Annotated in this window: 13 protein-coding genes; 7 read left to right on the top strand and 6 right to left on the bottom strand. The window is 72.6% G+C overall.

All coding sequences use genetic code 11. The features are described from left to right. Positions 1-189: 189 nt before the first annotated feature. From BGM09_RS10240 to BGM09_RS10215, 6 genes are all read right to left on the bottom strand, one after another. On the bottom strand, positions 190-1233 hold the full coding sequence (locus BGM09_RS10240; RefSeq protein WP_188281171.1) for an ABC transporter substrate-binding protein: 1044 nt from the start codon (positions 1231-1233) through the stop codon (positions 190-192). Positions 1234-1338: 105 nt separating this feature from the next. Beyond that, positions 1339-2178 (bottom strand): ABC transporter permease, encoded by an 840-nt coding sequence (locus BGM09_RS10235; protein WP_188281170.1) that lies wholly within the window; start codon positions 2176-2178, stop codon positions 1339-1341. Then, positions 2175-2993: an ABC transporter permease gene (locus tag BGM09_RS10230; protein ID WP_188281169.1), complete on the bottom strand. Its 819-nt coding sequence runs from the start codon at positions 2991-2993 to the stop codon at positions 2175-2177. Before BGM09_RS10230 ends, BGM09_RS10235 begins: the two co-directional genes overlap by 4 nt. Then, positions 2990-4054: an ATP-binding cassette domain-containing protein gene (locus BGM09_RS10225; protein WP_188281168.1), complete on the bottom strand. Its 1065-nt coding sequence runs from the start codon at positions 4052-4054 to the stop codon at positions 2990-2992. Before BGM09_RS10225 ends, BGM09_RS10230 begins: the two co-directional genes overlap by 4 nt. Continuing rightward, a complete protein-coding gene (locus BGM09_RS10220; RefSeq protein WP_188281167.1) occupies positions 4051-5976 on the bottom strand; it encodes an ABC transporter ATP-binding protein in 1926 nt (641 codons plus the stop codon). Before BGM09_RS10220 ends, BGM09_RS10225 begins: the two co-directional genes overlap by 4 nt. After that, the gene (locus BGM09_RS10215) at positions 5973-7799 is read right to left on the bottom strand and encodes an ABC transporter ATP-binding protein (RefSeq protein WP_188281166.1); all 1827 of its coding nucleotides are present in this window, start codon (positions 7797-7799) and stop codon (positions 5973-5975) included. The genes BGM09_RS10220 and BGM09_RS10215 overlap by 4 nt, the downstream gene beginning before the upstream one ends. 285 nt (positions 7800-8084) lie before the next feature. Here BGM09_RS10215 and BGM09_RS10210 point away from each other — a divergent pair, with 285 nt between their 5' ends. The 7 genes from BGM09_RS10210 (at position 8085) to BGM09_RS10180 (ending at position 15583) form a co-directional block, all read left to right on the top strand. Further along, on the top strand, positions 8085-8849 hold the full coding sequence (locus BGM09_RS10210) for an MgtC/SapB family protein (RefSeq protein WP_188281165.1): 765 nt from the start codon (positions 8085-8087) through the stop codon (positions 8847-8849). Between the two features lie 89 nt (positions 8850-8938). After that, positions 8939-9838 (top strand): helix-turn-helix domain-containing protein, encoded by a 900-nt coding sequence (locus BGM09_RS10205; protein ID WP_188281164.1) that lies wholly within the window; start codon positions 8939-8941, stop codon positions 9836-9838. Between the two features lie 121 nt (positions 9839-9959). After that, positions 9960-11015, top strand: a complete 1056-nt coding sequence (locus BGM09_RS10200) for an SMP-30/gluconolactonase/LRE family protein (protein WP_223186610.1) — start codon at positions 9960-9962, stop codon at positions 11013-11015. Between the two features lie 101 nt (positions 11016-11116). Further along, complete coding sequence (locus BGM09_RS10195; RefSeq protein WP_188281179.1) at positions 11117-11908, top strand: ArsR/SmtB family transcription factor; 792 nt, start codon at positions 11117-11119, stop codon at positions 11906-11908. An 88-nt stretch (positions 11909-11996) separates the two neighbouring features. Next, positions 11997-12497 carry a hypothetical protein gene (locus BGM09_RS10190; protein ID WP_188281163.1) on the top strand — a complete coding sequence of 167 codons (501 nt, stop codon included), beginning with the start codon at positions 11997-11999 and terminating at the stop codon, positions 12495-12497. A gap of 162 nt (positions 12498-12659) precedes the next feature. Next, the gene (locus BGM09_RS10185) at positions 12660-13016 is read left to right on the top strand and encodes a VOC family protein (RefSeq protein ID WP_188281162.1); all 357 of its coding nucleotides are present in this window, start codon (positions 12660-12662) and stop codon (positions 13014-13016) included. A 74-nt stretch (positions 13017-13090) separates the two neighbouring features. Further along, positions 13091-15583 (top strand): ATP-binding cassette domain-containing protein, encoded by a 2493-nt coding sequence (locus tag BGM09_RS10180; RefSeq protein WP_188281161.1) that lies wholly within the window; start codon positions 13091-13093, stop codon positions 15581-15583. Positions 15584-15635 lie beyond the last annotated feature (52 nt).

Below are 15635 nucleotides of genomic sequence, written 5' to 3'. Positions count from 1 at the left end.
CCGCTGCCCCGGTCGCCGGGGCGCGCGGCCGGTCGCGCGCCGAGCGGCGGTTGCGGGCGGCGGAGCGGGCTCGCGGGCGGTGATCCGCTCGGGCTGAACCGCACGGCTGTTGCGGGGGTCCGGGCCGATGTCCGGACCCCCGTGCCCCCGCCTGCCGTTCCCCCGCCTACGGATGTCCTTGCGGCCGGGTCAGCCCGCGACCTTCGCGAAGGCCGGGTCGAGCTGTTCGAGGACCCAGGGCAGGCCCAGCGTGGACGGGTTGCGCAGCAGGGTGATGGTGGTGAGGTCGACCTCCTGGAGGGTGTGCCCCTTGGCCGCGGACTTCATCAGGGCCGACCGGCCGATCTGCTGCTCCAGGTCGGGCGTCTGGTAGGCGCCGATCATCAGGTCGGCGGAGAGCACGTCGAGCTTCTCCTGACTGACCGTGCCGACGCCGCGGCTGTTCTTGGCGAGGTCGGTGAGCGCGGGAGCCTGCTTGAGGCCGAGGGACTCCAGGAAGCCGACCGCGAAGTCCCGCGGCGAGGACAGGGTGACGATCTGGTCGACGGAGGCGGTGTAGGTGACGCTGAAGGTCTTCCCCGCGAGGCCCGGGTACTTCGCCTTGACCGCTGCCACCGCGTCCAGGGACTGCTTGACCGCCGCGTCCGAGTCGGCCTCGTGGCGGAGCGCGCGGCCGATCTGCTTCTGCCGGTCCTGCCAGGAGTCGGTGGCGGCCGACGCGATCGGCGCCAGGGTCGGCGCGATCTTCGACAGCTTGGCGTAGTTGTCCTTCGCCGTGTAGTCGCTGGTGTCGAGGATCAGGTCGGGGTCGAGCGCGGCGATCTCTTCCAAGGGCAGCGCGGCAGCGGTGGCGATGAGCTTGGTGTCACCGGTCATCCTGCTGGAGAGCCAGGGATAACCGCCGTCGGGCGAGAAGAAGTTCTTCGGCGCGAGCACCGGAACGACACCGGCCGCGAGGGCCGCGTCGAGATCCACGGAGCTGAGCGCGACCACGCGCTTGGGCGCGGCCTCGATCGTGACGCTGCCCTGCGAGTCCTTCAGGGTGAGCGGGAAGCTCGCGGCCGAGGACGAGGAAGGGGACGCGGAGGACGAGGCCGACGCGGACGGGGTGGCTTGGGCGTCGCTGTCGGAGTCGGAGCCGCAGGCGGCGGCCGTCAGCAGCAGCCCGGATACGAGGGCCGCGGCGGCGAGCGGGCGCAGGGAGGGTCTGAGGGATCTGGTGGTGCGGAACACGGTGCCTCCGGTGGTGCTGGATTCGGGCAGGGCTGAGCCACGGCGCGGGAGCGGCCGTTGGGGGGAGTACGGGGGCGGCGCGGCCGAGGGCCGGGCCGGGGGGCGTCAGGTGCTGTCGTGCCGGGCCGGTCCTGACAGACCGCGGACGGCCACCACGCCGAAGACGCCGACCAGGACGGCCGTCCAGGCGACGACGCCGAGCAGCGGCGTACGGACGGCTCCGCTGTCGACCAGGCCGCGCATCGCGTCCGCGCCGCAGCTCATCGGCAGTGCGCGGACCAGCGGGCGCAGCGCGCCGGGGTAGGAGTCGACGGGCGCGAAGCCGGTGTTGAAGAAGAGCATCAGGGTGAAGAGCATCGACAGGCCGCTGAGCGCGGCCACGCTGCGGGCGTACGCGGCGACGGCGCAGACCACCGCCGCGAATCCGGCGCCGAGCAGCAGCGGCACCGCCAGGAACAGCGGGAGCGCCGCCGCGCCCGCGTCACCGTCTGCCCTGAATCCCAGCGCGTAGCCGACCGCGAGGAAGGCCAGGGCGGTCAGCAGCGCGCGGGCCAGTTCCGCCTCCAGCCGTCCGATCAGCAGGGACGAGCGGTGTACGGGCATGGCGCGGAAGCGGTCGAGCAGGCCCGACTGGCGTTCCCTGATCAGGGACGCGCCGCTGCCGACGCCGCCGAAGACCGTACCGACGAGCGTGGCCAGCGGCAGGAAGCGGTTGAGGCTGTCGCCGCCGGAGGACGCGGCGACCGTGGTGCCGAAGACGAGCCGGAAGACCAGGAGCAGGCACACCGGGAAGACCAGGGCCTGGACGAAGACGATCGGGGACCGCGACCAGCGGCGCAGCAGGCGCCCGGCCTGGAGTCCGCCTTGGGCGAGGGCGCTTGCGTGGATGTCGGCGGGGCCGCGTTCGGGGACGGGGGCCGCATTCTGCGCGGTCGTGGTCGTCATCGGGGACCGCCCTTCGTGCGGCCGAGGGCACGGGCCGCCAGCAGCGTGAAGACGGCCAGCAGCGCCGCCAGCCACACCGAGGTGACGAGCACCGGGTGGGCGGTCGGCCCGCCCGTGGCCAGTGCGCGCAGCGCGTCGGCGGCCTGTGACACCGGCTGGTTGCGGACGAAGGGCCTGATCCAGCCGGGGAATCCGCTGACCGGGGTGAAGCCGGTGGAGAGCATGGTGAGCAGCAGTTGCGGTACGAGCATCGCCGAGGCGGTGTGCTCCGGATTGCCGACCGCGAGCCCGAGCGCGATGCAGCCGACGGCCAGGCAGAGCGCGAACACCACGGCCAGGACCAGGAATCCCACGGCGGCGCCGGGCCCGGCGCCGAACCGGAAGCCGAAGGCGGCGGCCGTCCCGATCGCCGCCGCGAGGGCGAGCACCGCACGGCACAGGTCGGCGCCGAGCCGTCCGGCGACCGGCGCGAGCCGTCCCAGGGGCATGGTGCGGAACCGCTGGAACATGCCCTGCTGTACGTCGGCCGCGATGGCGTCCGCGGAACTCATCGCCACGAACAGCATCGACTGGAGGACGACGATCGGCGGCAGCCACTGGACGTAGTCGACGCCGCGCTGCTCCATCACACCGCGCAGGGGCACGTAGAAGCCGGCGAAGAAGACCAGGGGGGCGATCACGGCCCCGGAGATCTCGGCGGTGTCCCGCTTGAGGAGGGTGACCGCGCGCAGGGCCAGCACCCAGGACTGGGTCAGGGGCGACGCGGCGCGCGGCGTCACGACGGCTGTCGCCGTGGGCGGTACGGCGGCGCTCATCCGGCGGCCTCACGTACGTCCACGCCCGTGTCGGTGTCCGCGTCCGCTGATACGGCGGCTGGCGGTTCCTCGGCCGACAGGTCGTCGTCGGCGCGCGCTGCGGCGGGGTGGCCGGTCAGTGCGAGGAACACCTCGTCGAGCGAGGGGCGGCGCAGGGCGATGTCCGTCATCGCGATGCCCGCGTCCTCCATGCGCCTGACCACGGTGGTGAGGGTGGCCGGGCCGTCGGGCGCGGGGAGCGCCACCGCGTCGTCGTGGGCGTCGGCGCCGAGGTCGGCGAGGACGGTCAGGACGCGCGGGGTGTCCGCCGGGTCGGCCGGTGTCACCTCGCAGAAGGTCCCACCGACCTGTTCCTTGAGCTGCTGCGGGGTGCCGGTGGCGATGACCCGGCCGCGGTCGATGACCACGATCCGGTCGGCCAGCCGGTCGGCCTCCTCCAGGTACTGGGTGGTGAGCAGTACCGCCACTCCCCTGGCCCGCAGTTCGCGTACGGCGGCCCACAGCGCGAGGCGGCTGCGCGGATCGAGGCCGGTGGTGGGCTCGTCGAGGAAGACCACGGCGGGGTCGCGGACGAGACCGGCCGCGAGGTCAAGGCGCCTGCGCATGCCTCCCGAGTACGTAGCGGCGCGCCGGTCGGCGGCGTCCAGGAGGTCGAAGGCGGTGAGGAGTTCCGCCGCGCGTGCGCGGGCGGCGGCTTTGCGCAGTCCGAGCAGCCGGGCGAACAGCACCAGGTTCTCGCGGCCGGTCAACTCCTCGTCCACCGAGGCGTACTGGCCGGTGAGGGCGATGACCGCGCGTACGGCCGCGGGCGCGCGGCGTACGTCGTGCCCGGCGACGCTGGCGGTTCCCGAATCCGGCGGTTCGAGCGTCGACAGGACGTTGACGGCGGTGGTCTTGCCCGCGCCGTTGGGGCCGAGCAGGCCCACGATCTCGCCCGCGCCGACCGTCAGCGAGAGGCCGTCGAGCGCGGCGTGCGTGCCGTACGAGAGCCGCAGGTCCTCGGCGACGACGGCCGCCGTCCCTCGGGCCCGACCGCCGCTGTGTTCCGTGACGGAGGTCATGGGGTCGTCACCTCTTCCGCTTTCTTGGGGCCGGGGGCCGCGGCGGTCACGGCGGTCGCGGTGTCGGGCGCCGTTTCCTCGTCCGCCGCTACGGGGTCCAGTCGCCAGCCGCCTGCTCTCGTCCGCTCCCGCCAGAAGGCCGCGTATCGGCTGTCGGTCCTGGCCAGCAGCTCGTGATGGGTACCGGTCTCGACGGCGCGGCCCTGGTCGAGGACCACGATGAGGTCGGCGCCGACGACGGTCTCCAGGCGGTGCGCGACGACCAACAGGGTGCAGCGGCCGGAGAGTTCGGCGAGTGTGCGCTGGACGGCCGCCTGGCTCTCGGCGTCGAGCCAGGCCGTCGCCTCGTCCAGCAGGACGACCGGGGCGTCCTTGAGCAACGCCCGCGCCAGGGAGACGCGTTGGCGTTCGCCACCCGACAGCGCGGCTCCTCCCTCGCCCACCCGGGTCCGCCAGCCCTCGGGGAGCCGGTCCACGACGTCGCCCAACCGGGCCAGCAGCCCGGCCCGTTCGACCTCGGCGTCGGTGGCGGAGGGGCGGCCCGCCCTGATGTTCTCGAAGACCGTGTCGTCGAAGAGGTAGACGTCCTGGAAGACCACGGCGAGCAGTCCGGCGAGCTGACCGCTCGTCAGTTCCCTGACGTCGTGGCCGCCGACGAGGACGTGGCCCGCGTCGACGTCGGCGAACCGGGCCACCAGCCGGGTCACCGTGGTCTTGCCCGCGCCGGACGCGCCGACCAGCGCGACGACGGAACCCGCTGCGGCACGGAAGGTCAGACCGTTCAGTACGGGCGGCCGGTCGGCGTCGTATCCGAAGCGCACATCGCGGAATTCAACCTCCAACCCCCGCTCTCCGTCGCCGGGTTCGGCCAGCGCCGGGGGTTCGGCGGGCTCGGGCAGCGAGCGGGTGGCGAGCACTTCGACGATGCCCTCCAGGGCCGCCACCGAGGTGCGCAGTGTGGTGGAGAGGTTGGCGACGGCGGCGACCGGTTCGGCGAAGCGGACCGTCAGGACCAGCAGCGCGAGCAGGGTGCCCGGGGCAGCTCCGCCGATGAGGCGGTCCGCGCCGACCACCAGGGCCGCCGCGACGCCGAGTTGGACGGTGATCCCGAACAGCAGCCGGGCGGGGGCGTCGGCGCGGGCCCTGCGCCGGGCCTCGCGGTCCTGCGCGGTGAGGCTGCCGTCCAGCAGCGACCAGCCGAGGCAGTCGGGGCCGCCCGCCCGCAACACGCTCTGGGCGCGGGCGAATTCCACGACCCGGCCGTTGGCCTCGGCGGCGGCCTCGTCCAGCTTCTCGTCCACCCGCGCGGCCAGGACGCCGCTCCAGCGGTGGACGGCGTACAGGACGGGCGCGCACACCAGCAAGGTCAGGCCGAGCCGCCAGTCCCAGGCGAAGACGCCGATGACGACGACGGCGGGCGTGAGGACGCCGGTCAGCAGGGGCTCCAGCAGATGCGCGACGATACCGCTGGTGTCCTTGGCGCCCTGTCCGACGAGCCTGGTCAGCCGGTCGCCGCGCTTGGCGGTGAACCAGCCGAGCGGGAGCGTCACCAGGTGGTCGCCGAGCCGGTGGTGCAGCGCGTTGATGGTGGCGAGGCCGACGGAGAAGCCGCCCATCGCCTGCGCGTGCCGGGCGCCCAGGGTGAGCGCGGCGCTCACCGCGACCGCCGCCGACCACCACCACGCGGCGGTCGTGTCGCGGTCCAGCAGGGCGCGCAGCGCGGGTACGGACAGCACGAAGGTGACGCCTTGCAGGACGGAGTACGCCGCCACGCGGGCGATCTGCCGCCGCAGGGCGGGCGCCGCGCCGGGTCCGACGACCGCGAAGAGCCGTCCGAGGACCGACCGAGGCAGCGGGCCGACCGCCGTCGAACCGCTGTCGTCGGCAGGGGTGACTTCGGCAGGAGTGTGGGGGGAACTCATCGGGGCACCTCCGCGGTACGCGCCGCCGCGGCCGTGGTCGTCGTCCGGCCGCCGCTGCCGGTCTCCTCGCGGTCCAGGTCCCGCTCGCGCCCCGGCTGCTGCGCGTCCCACAGCCGCCGGTAGAGCCCGCCTGCGGCGAACAGCTCCCCGTGCGTGCCGCGTTCGACGATCCGGCCGCCGTCCAGCACCAGGATCTGGTGGGCGGCGGTGACCGTGGCGAGCCGGTGCGCGACGACGAGGACGGTGCGTCCGGCCGCCAGCCGGGACAGGCTCCGCTGGACGGCGGCCTCCGAGTCCGGGTCGGCGTAGGCGGTGGCCTCGTCGAGGATCAGTACGCCCGGGTCGGCGAGCAACAGTCGTGCCACCGCGAGGCGTTGGGCCTCGCCGCCGCTGAGCCGGGCGTCGTCGCCGACGACGGAGTCGTAGCCGCGGGGCAGCGCGGCGAGCACGTCGTGGACGCGGGCGGCGCGCGCCGCTTCCCGTACGTCCTCGTCGGCGGCGTCGGGCCGTGCGAGGCGGATGTTGTCGGTGACGGTGGTCCGCAGCAGCGGCGCGTCCTGGAACACGAAGCCCACCTGCCGGTAGAGGTCGGTCGGTGCGATCTCGCGGACGTCGGCGCCGCCGATCCGTACCGCGCCGCCGTCCACGTCGTGGAAGCGGGCGGCCAGGGTGGCGAGCGTGGACTTGCCCGCTCCCGAGGGGCCGACCAGGGCGGTGAGGGTGCCGGGTTCGAGAACGGCGCTCACCTCGTGCAGGACGGGGACGCCAGGGGTGTGGGCGAAGGTGACGCCGTCGAATTCGACGCGGCCGTCCGCCGGGACCCGGGAGGTGTCGGGCACGGTCAGCTCGGGTGTGCCGAGCAGTTCACGCACGCGTCCCGCGGCGGCCTGGGCGGAGCGCATGCTGCCCGCCGCCTGGCCGAGGCGCTGGATCGGGGCGGTCAGGCCGAGGCCGAGCAGGACGAAGGGCAGGACGTCGACGGGCCGCACCACGTCGGCGGCGACCAGTCCCGTACCGCCGAGCAGGACCACGGTCAGTACGGTCACGGGCGCGACGGCGGCCGTGCCGAGGGAGATCAGCCGCAGGACGGGGGCGTTGACGCCGCTGAAGGTGCGGTGGTAGTCGTCGGCCGCCTCGGCGAACCGGCGGTGGGCCTGGCGGGTGCGGCCGAAGAGCTTCACCACCGCGATGCCCTGCACGAATTCGACCACGGCCGAGTGCACCGACCGCATGGCGGCGGCGACTTCGGGCGCGCCGCCGCCCGCGCGGGCCATGACGGCTCTCTGCATGGTCATGAACACGGCGGTCGGGACCAGGGTGACGAGGGTGAGCTGCCAGCTCACGGTGGCCAGCCAGATCAGCGCGGCGGCCGGGGCGACCATCGCGGCGGTCAGGTCGAGCCTGGCGTGCGCGACGGCGTAGTGCATCTCGTCCAGGTCGTCCTGGAGTGCGGCCTGGACGGTGCCGGTGGTGCCGTGGGTGAACCAGCCGAGCGGCACCCCGCGCAGCCGGTCGGCGATCCGGCGGCGCAGGGCGAGTGCCAGGTCGGCGTCGGCGCGGTGGCTGACGGCCACGGCGGCGCTGCCGATGAGGAACTGCGCGACCGCGGCGCCCGCCGCCACCCCCACGATGGTCCAGGCACCGCCGTCGGCGCCCGAGCCGTCGAGGAAGTGGCCGGCCAGTTCGTACACGGCGGCGAACGGCACCAGCGCCAGCACCGCCGCCACGGCCTGGAGCGTCCCCGCGGTCAGCAGAGCCGGTCGGACGGGGTCGGTCAGGACGCGGAAATCTCTGCTCCGGGCGGTGGCCGGTGCACGGCTCATGGCCGACTCCATCACGTATGAGGCTGGACCGTCCGGACTTTACAACAGGCCGTCACTAACAAGCAAGGTAAGACTTACTTAACCTCTCCCCCCGCCCCCGTGTGCTGAACTCGTCGCGCCCTCAACCGCGTCGGGAGAGCGCCGCATCCAACGGCTCGGCGGCGCGCGGCGAACGGCCGCGGCGGCCCGTCCCTACGCGCTCATCGGCTGATGCGCTGATCCGCCCAACCGGGCGCGGGAGAGCCGGTTCCGCGCCACCCCCGTGACCAGTGGCAGGATCTCCTCATGCAGCATATTTCGTTCGCTCTGCCGCTTTTCGACCCCGGCGCGGGCCAAGGGACCAGGCAGTTCGCCGAGTTGGGCCTCGCACTGCTGCTGTCCACCCTGATCGGCGCCGAGCGCGCCACGCAGCAGAAGAGCGCGGGGCTGCGCACCCACACCCTCGTCGGTGTCGGCAGCGCGCTGTTCATGGAGGTGTCCCAGCACGGGTTCAACGCCGTACTGGGGATGCAGGCCGTCTCCTTCGACCCGTCCCGGGTGGCCGCCCAGATCGTCTCGGGCATCGGCTTCATCGGCGGCGGCCTGATCTTCGTACGGCGCGACGCCGTCCGCGGCCTCACCACCGCGGCGACGGTCTGGCTCACCTGCGCGGTCGGCATGGCCTGCGGCGGCGGTCTCCCGCTGCTGGCCATAGGAGTCACCCTCGCGCACTTCCTGGTCGTCCAGGGCTACCCGTGGCTCACCCGCCGGGTCCCCCTCCTCGCCACCCCCGAGCGCACCCGTATCCACCTCGCGTACCGGATCGGCACCGGCGTCCTCACCCGCGTCCTCGAATACACCGCCGCCCAGGGCTTCCGCGTCGTCCAGGTCCGCGTCGACCGCGCCGCCCAGCACCCCGACGACGAGAACCGGCACCCCGCCGAGGGCGGCACCGCCCTGGTCGCGGTCGACGTCGAGGGCACCGGCAGCCCCGAGCATCTGGTCGCGGGCCTGGCCGAGTTCGAGGAATTGCTGAGCGTCTCGTCGGTCGCGGACGAGTCGGAGGACTAGCGCTGTGGCCGGTCGGCCCCATGGGAAGGAGGCATCCTCGCCCCGACAGGGTGCGGCACGGATCGTCGGGGATGCGCATACTCGGTTTCATGAACGAGCAGGGGCATCTCGCGGACTTCCTCCAGGCGCGCCGGAGTCAACTGCGGCCCGAGGACATCGGATTGGCGACCTACGGCGAGCGGCGGCGGGTGCCGGGGCTGCGGCGGGAGGAGCTGGCGATGCTCGCGGGTGTCAGCGCCCCCTATTACGCCCGGCTGGAGCAGGGTCAGTCGCGCAACGCGTCACGTGAAGTGCTCGACGCCATAGCGAACGCTCTACGGTTGGACGATTCCGAGCGCGCTCATCTGCACACGCTGGCCCGTACCCCCCGACGGGGCAGCCGCGCGGGCCGACCGCGCGCCGAACACGTCACCCCGGCAACCGCCGCTCTGCTGGCGGCGATCGGGGGCGCTCCGGCCGTCGTCATCGGCCGCCGCACCGATGTGCTGGCCTGGAACCGGCCGGGGCACGGGCTGTTCGCGGGCCATCTCGACCCGGAGAGTCCCACGTCCCCGGCCCGGCGGCCGAACATGGCCAGGTTGGTGTTCTTCGACGAGCACACCCGCGAGCTGTACGCCGACTGGCCCGCGAAGGCGCGAGCCGTGGTCGGTAATCTGCGCCTGACGGCCGGCCGCTACCCGGACGATCCGCTGCTGGCCGGGCTGATCGGTGAACTGACCGTGCGCAGTGCGGAATTCGCCACGATGTGGGCCGATCACCGCGTTCTGGCCTGCGATGTCGCCGACTACGAGATGCGGCACCCGCTGGTCGGGACGCTGACCGTCACGCAGCAGACATTGCAGAATCCGCAGGGGAACGGCCCGGCCCTGGTGGTGGCGACGGCCGCCCCCTGCTCCCCCTCGGCGGAGGCGCTGGCCCTGCTCGCCCACGTCACCACGCCGCAGGAAGCGGCCGAGGCGAACCGCAGCGCCGGGACCCGGTCCGTGTGACCCGTACGGCCTGACCCGCGCCCGATCACGAGCGCGACCGCGCCCCCTGAGGCGCACACCTTTGACCACGGCACCGCGTCACGGCTGCCGTATGCCCGAAAACAGCGAAGGACCCACACCCATGTCCAAGTCCCTGCCCCTTTTCACGTCCCTGCCCAAGGCACTGCCAAAGGCTCTGCCCAAGGCCCTGCCCCCGCGAGGCATCACTCTCGCCCTGTCGGCCGCCCTGGTGGCCGCCGCCCTGACCGCGACCGTCTCGACCGCCGGGGCCGCCGCCGCCCACCCGGCGCCTCCGGCCGCGGCGCCCCTGACCGACGTGCGGATCGCCGCGCACTTCGACCTGTCGGCAGGCCAGATGCCGGAGAACATCGCGCTGCTGTCCGACGGCACGGCGGACGTCACTTTCGCCGCCGCCCGCCAGGTGGCCCGGATCGCCCCCGGCCAGGCGCCGCGCGTCCTGGCCACGCTTCCCGCGCCCGCCGACGGCGGAGTCCACACCCCCGTCCTCGGTTTCCCCCTGACCACCGGCATCGTGCACACCGCGGACGGCACCGTCTATGTGCTGTACGCGACCGGCACGGCCGACCTGACCGGGCTGTGGCGGCTGCGCCCCGGGCAGGCCCCGCGGCGCATCGCCGCGCTGCCCGCGGACGGCCTGCCCAACGGGCTGGCGCTGGACGAACGCGGCAGGCGGCTCTACATCACGGACTCAGTGCTCGGCGCCGTATGGACCGTCCCCCTCACCGGCGGCGCACCCGCCAAGTGGTCCGCCGCTCCCGCACTCGCCTCGACCGGCTTCCTCGGGGCCAACGGGGCCAAGGTCCACGACGGAGCGCTGTGGGTGACCAATCTCGACCAGGGCACTCTGCTGCGCATTCCGATCCGCTCCGGGAACCGCGCGGGCACACCGCAGGTCAAGGCGTCGGGCATGGTCGGCATCGACGACTTCGCCTTCACCGGCCGCGGTGACGACATCCTCGCCGCGCTCAACGGACCCAACACGGTCGTACGCATCCGCCCCGACGGCACAGAGACCACCGTTCTGAACGCCGGTGACGGGCTCCAGAACCCCACCTCCGTCGCGCTGCGCGGCGACGACGTGTACGTACTCAGCGCCGCGTACACCACGGCCGCGGACCCCAATCTGCTGCGCGCCCGCCTGCACGACCACCGCTGAGACCCCGCGACACCGGTGCCGGCCATGTCCGGCACCGGTGTCGTTGACATTAGGCAGGCAGCTACCTGCATAATGGAGAGGTGAGCCCAGAACCGAGCGAGATGGACCTGGTCTTCAGAGCACTGGCCGACCCGACCAGGCGACTCCTGCTGGACCGGCTGCGGGAACAGAACGGCCAGACGCTGCGTGAGCTGTGCGAGCGTCTCGGCATGGCCCGCCAGTCGGTGACGCAGCATCTCGACCTGCTCGGGCAGGCCAGTCTGGTGACCGTGGTGCGCCGTGGGCGGGAGCGGCTGCATTACCTGAATCCGGCGCCCATCCACGACATCGAGGAGCGCTGGATCTCGGGATTCGACAAACCCCGGCTGCGCGCGCTGAGCGCCGTCAAGAACCTGGCAGAGGAGTACGCCATGACCGACGAATCCGTATCCGTACCGACCTATGTCTACGTCACCTACATCCGGGCGACGCCCGAGCAGGTGTGGCGTGCCCTCACCGACGCCGATCTGACCGCGCGGTACTGGGGGCACGCCAACGTCTCGGACTGGCGGCCGGGCTCCGGCTGGGAGCACCGCAGGGCCGACGGCTCGGGCGTCGTCGACGTCGTGGGCAAGGTGCTGGAGGCCGAGCCCCCGACCCGGATGGTCATCACCTTCGAGGACTCCGTCGACGCGGAGCCGCCGCGCGAGCCGTCGGAGGTCACCTTCCTCATCGAGCCGCACCAGGACATCGTGCGGCTGACCGTGACCCACGAGAAGCTGCCCAATTCGGACATGTTCCACGGCATCTCGCAGGGCTGGCCCGCCGTGCTGGCCAACCTCAAGTCGCTGCTCGAAACCGGCGAGGTCCTGCCGCAGGCCCCCTGGGAGATGTCTCCCGCCGCGCACGACTGACCCCAACGGGACCGGGAAGGCCGCACGTCCGACAGCCGGACCTCCGGCCACCGCACACCCCCGAGCCACCCACCCGAGAGGTGAAGACATGACGGACACCGACCCCCTGCGGGACGCGTACCGCGCGCTGCTGGACGCCGCCGCCACGGTGGCCGACTCCGGCGACGCGCGACGGACCCCGCCGCCCGGCGAGTGGGACGGCGACCAGATCCTGGCGCACGTCTCCCTCGTCAGCGCCCTCACCGTCACCGCCGTCTCCCACGTCACCTCCGGAGCGAGCGCGACGTACGACAACCGGATGGCGCAGGACTCCTGGACGCTGCGACGCGTTATCGAGCGCGCCGGGGGCAATGCCGGGCTGCGGAACCGAATCCGTCTCCAGGCGGACGCCCTCCGCGCGCTCAGCGGGGCCGACCCGTCCTGCGGTCCCGTACTGAGCGAGGACGAGCTGGACACTCTCGTCCCCACCCTGCTGCTGTCCAACGGTGCGGTCCAGGTCGACCGGCCGGTGCCGCTGCGGGATCTGGTCGCGGGCCTCGCGGCCCAAGAGCTGCCGGGCCACACCGCGCAGCTCCTGGCCCTCCGGTAGGAAGGCGCTGGTCAGGGCGGCGGCGGGGAAGCGGTCAGGAATGGAGAAGCGGATCCCCGCGCCCGCCCGTAGCGTGAATCGCATGGACGCCGAGCCCCCGAACGTCAGGGGAGCCCGGCACGGAACACCGGGTCCATGCGGCCCGCGACTACAGGAGCGATCATGACCGGCACCACTACCCAGGGCATCAAGACCGTGCTGCACCCCGTGTCCGACCTGCCGAAGGCGAAGGCGGTGTACGCGGCGCTGCTCGGCATCGAGCCGCAGACCGACGAGTCGTACTACGTGGGCTTCGAGACCGGGGACCAGCACATCGGGCTGGTGCCGGGCGGCGGCCCGCAGGGTCTGACGTCCCCGGTCGTGTACTGGGAGGTGTCGGACATCGAGGCGAAGCTGGCCGAGCTGACCGCCGCCGGCGCCACGCTGAAGGACGCGGCGTCGGACGTGGGCGGCGGCCGGCTGGTGGCCACCGTCACCGACCTCGACGGCAATGTCCTCGGTATCCTCCAGGACCGATGACCGCCGACCCGCGCGAGTCCGGCCACGCGCCGGGTGACGACGCCCGCCGGTCGACCTGACGTCATGGAGAGACGATGAGCACGGCGAAGAAGACGGCCAGGCCGACAGCCGCGGCGCCCACCAAGACCGCCAAGGCAGCCAAAAGGGCCACGCCGACCCAGGCGTCCGCGGCGCATCTGGCCGACAGTCACGACCTGATCCGCGTGCACGGCGCGCGGGTGAACAATCTCAAGGACGTCAGCATCGAGATCCCCAAGCGCCGTCTGACGGTGTTCACGGGGGTCTCCGGCTCGGGCAAGAGCTCGCTGGTGTTCAGCACGATCGCCGCCGAGTCGCAGCGGCTGATCAATGAGACCTACAGCGCCTTCGTGCAGGGCTTCATGCCGACGACGGCACGCCCCGACGTCGATGTGCTGGACGGGCTGACCACCGTGATCACCGTCGACCAGCAGCGGATGGGCGCCGACCCGCGGTCGACGGTCGGCACCGCCACCGACGCGAACGCGATGCTGCGGATCCTCTTCAGCCGCCTCGGAAAGCCGCACATCGGCCCGCCCGGCGCGTACGCGTTCAACGTCCCCTCGGTCAGTGCGAGCGGCGCGATCACCGTGGAGCGCGGCTCGAAGACGGCAGTGAAGGCGACCTTCCACCGGACCGGCGGCATGTGCACCCGCTGCGAGGGCCGGGGCACGGTCTCCGACATCGACCTCGCACAACTCTACGACGACACGAAGTCGCTCTCCGAAGGCGCGATCACCATCCCCGGCTACGGCTCGGACGGCTGGAACATGCGGCTGTACAAGGAGTCCGGCTTCGTCGACCCGGACAAGCCGATCCGCAAGTACACCAAGCGGGAGCTGCACGACTTCCTGCACCGCGAGCCGACCAGGATGAAGATCGCGGGCATCAACATGACGTACGAGGGGCTGATCCCCCGGATCCAGAAGTCGATGCTCTCCAAGGACAAGGAGGCGATGCAGCCGCACATCCGGGCGTTCGTGGAGCGGGCGGTCGCCTTCGCCGTCTGTCCCGAGTGCGACGGCACCCGGCTCAGCGAGGGCGCCAGGTCCTCGAAGATCAAGCGGATCAGCATCGCCGACGCCTGCGCGATGCAGATCAGCGACCTGGCCGAGTGGGTCCGCGAGTTGAAGGAGCCCTCGGTCGCCCCGCTGCTGACCGCACTGCTCCAGACCCTCGACTCGTTCGTGGAGATCGGCCTCGGCTATCTCGCGCTCGACCGGCCCGCGGGCACGCTGTCCGGCGGCGAGGCACAGCGCGTGAAGATGATCCGGCACCTCGGGTCGGCGCTCACCGACATCACGTACGTCTTCGACGAGCCGACCGCCGGCCTGCACCCGCACGACATCCAGCGGATGAACGACCTGCTGCTGCGGCTGCGGGACAAGGGCAACACCGTGCTCGTCGTGGAGCACAAGCCGGAGACGATCGCCATCGCCGACCATGTGGTCGACCTCGGGCCCGGCGCCGGTACGGCGGGCGGCGCGGTCTGCTTCGAGGGCGACCTCGACGGGCTGCGGACCAGCGGCACCATCACCGGGCGGCACTTCGACGACCGGTCCTCGCTCAAGAAGACGGTCCGCGAACCGGCCGGCGCGCTGGAGATCCGTGGCGCGACCACGAACAATCTGCGCGGTGTCGACGTCGATGTCCCCCTCGGTGTGCTGGTCGTCGTGACCGGTGTCGCGGGCTCCGGCAAGAGCTCGCTCATCCACGGCTCCCTGGCCAAGGGCGCGCGGGTCAAGGGCGCGCAGGTCAAGGGCGCGGGCGGCGCCGACGGTACGGCCGTGGTGTCGATCGACCAGGGCGTGATCCGCGGCTCGCGGCGCTCCAACCCGGCGACGTACACCGGGCTGCTCGACCCGATCCGGAAGGCGTTCGCGAAGGCCAACGGGGTGAAGCCCGCGCTGTTCAGCGCCAACTCCGAGGGGGCCTGCCCGACATGCAACGGCGCGGGCGTCGTCTACACCGACCTGGGAATGATGGCCGGGGTCGCGACCACCTGCGAGGAGTGCGAGGGGAGGCGGTTCGAGGCGTCGGTGCTCGACTACCGCTTCGGTGGGCGCGACATCAGCGAGGTACTGGCGATGTCGGTGGCCGAGGCCGAGGAGTTCTTCGGCGGCGGCGAGGCGCACACCCCCGCGGCGCACGCCGTCCTGCGGCGCCTGGCCGATGTGGGCCTGGGTTATCTGGGCATCGGCCAGCCGCTCACCACGCTGTCCGGTGGCGAGCGGCAGCGGCTGAAGCTGGCCACGCACATGTCGGACAAGGGCGGTGTGTATGTGCTGGACGAGCCGACCACCGGCCTGCACCTCGCCGATGTGGAGCAACTGCTGGGCCTGCTCGACCGGTTGGTCGACTCCGGCAAGTCCGTCGTCGTCATCGAGCACCATCAGGCGGTGATGGCGCACGCCGACTGGATCATCGACCTCGGCCCCGGCGCGGGGCACCACGGCGGCCGGGTCGTCTTCGAGGGCACCCCCGCCGACCTGGTCGCGGACGCCACGACCCTCACCGGGGAGCACCTCGCGGCGTATGTCGGCGCCTGACGTAGCCGTTGCGGGCGCCTGACCTGTCGGAACGGGTCGGGCGCCCGCTGTC

It is taken from the genome of Streptomyces sp. CBMA29, assembly GCF_014596445.1.
Lineage (GTDB): Bacteria > Actinomycetota > Actinomycetes > Streptomycetales > Streptomycetaceae > Actinacidiphila.
The sequence above is the reverse complement of the archived record's forward strand: the minus strand, read 5'-3'. Positions and strand labels throughout refer to the sequence as shown.

Coding starts and splice junctions, on each gene's coding strand:
- BGM09_RS10235 (WP_188281170.1), bottom strand. CDS start 2,178: ATGACGACCACGACCGCGCAGAATGCGGCCCCCGTCCCCGAACGCGGC.
- BGM09_RS10210 (WP_188281165.1), top strand. CDS start 8,085: ATGCAGCATATTTCGTTCGCTCTGCCGCTTTTCGACCCCGGCGCGGGC.
- BGM09_RS10185 (WP_188281162.1), top strand. CDS start 12,660: ATGACCGGCACCACTACCCAGGGCATCAAGACCGTGCTGCACCCCGTG.
- BGM09_RS10200 (WP_223186610.1), top strand. CDS start 9,960: ATGTCCAAGTCCCTGCCCCTTTTCACGTCCCTGCCCAAGGCACTGCCA.
- BGM09_RS10215 (WP_188281166.1), bottom strand. CDS start 7,799: ATGAGCCGTGCACCGGCCACCGCCCGGAGCAGAGATTTCCGCGTCCTG.
- BGM09_RS10190 (WP_188281163.1), top strand. CDS start 11,997: ATGACGGACACCGACCCCCTGCGGGACGCGTACCGCGCGCTGCTGGAC.
- BGM09_RS10195 (WP_188281179.1), top strand. CDS start 11,117: ATGGACCTGGTCTTCAGAGCACTGGCCGACCCGACCAGGCGACTCCTG.
- BGM09_RS10225 (WP_188281168.1), bottom strand. CDS start 4,054: ATGACCTCCGTCACGGAACACAGCGGCGGTCGGGCCCGAGGGACGGCG.
- BGM09_RS10180 (WP_188281161.1), top strand. CDS start 13,091: ATGAGCACGGCGAAGAAGACGGCCAGGCCGACAGCCGCGGCGCCCACC.
- BGM09_RS10220 (WP_188281167.1), bottom strand. CDS start 5,976: ATGAGTTCCCCCCACACTCCTGCCGAAGTCACCCCTGCCGACGACAGC.
- BGM09_RS10205 (WP_188281164.1), top strand. CDS start 8,939: ATGAACGAGCAGGGGCATCTCGCGGACTTCCTCCAGGCGCGCCGGAGT.
- BGM09_RS10230 (WP_188281169.1), bottom strand. CDS start 2,993: ATGAGCGCCGCCGTACCGCCCACGGCGACAGCCGTCGTGACGCCGCGC.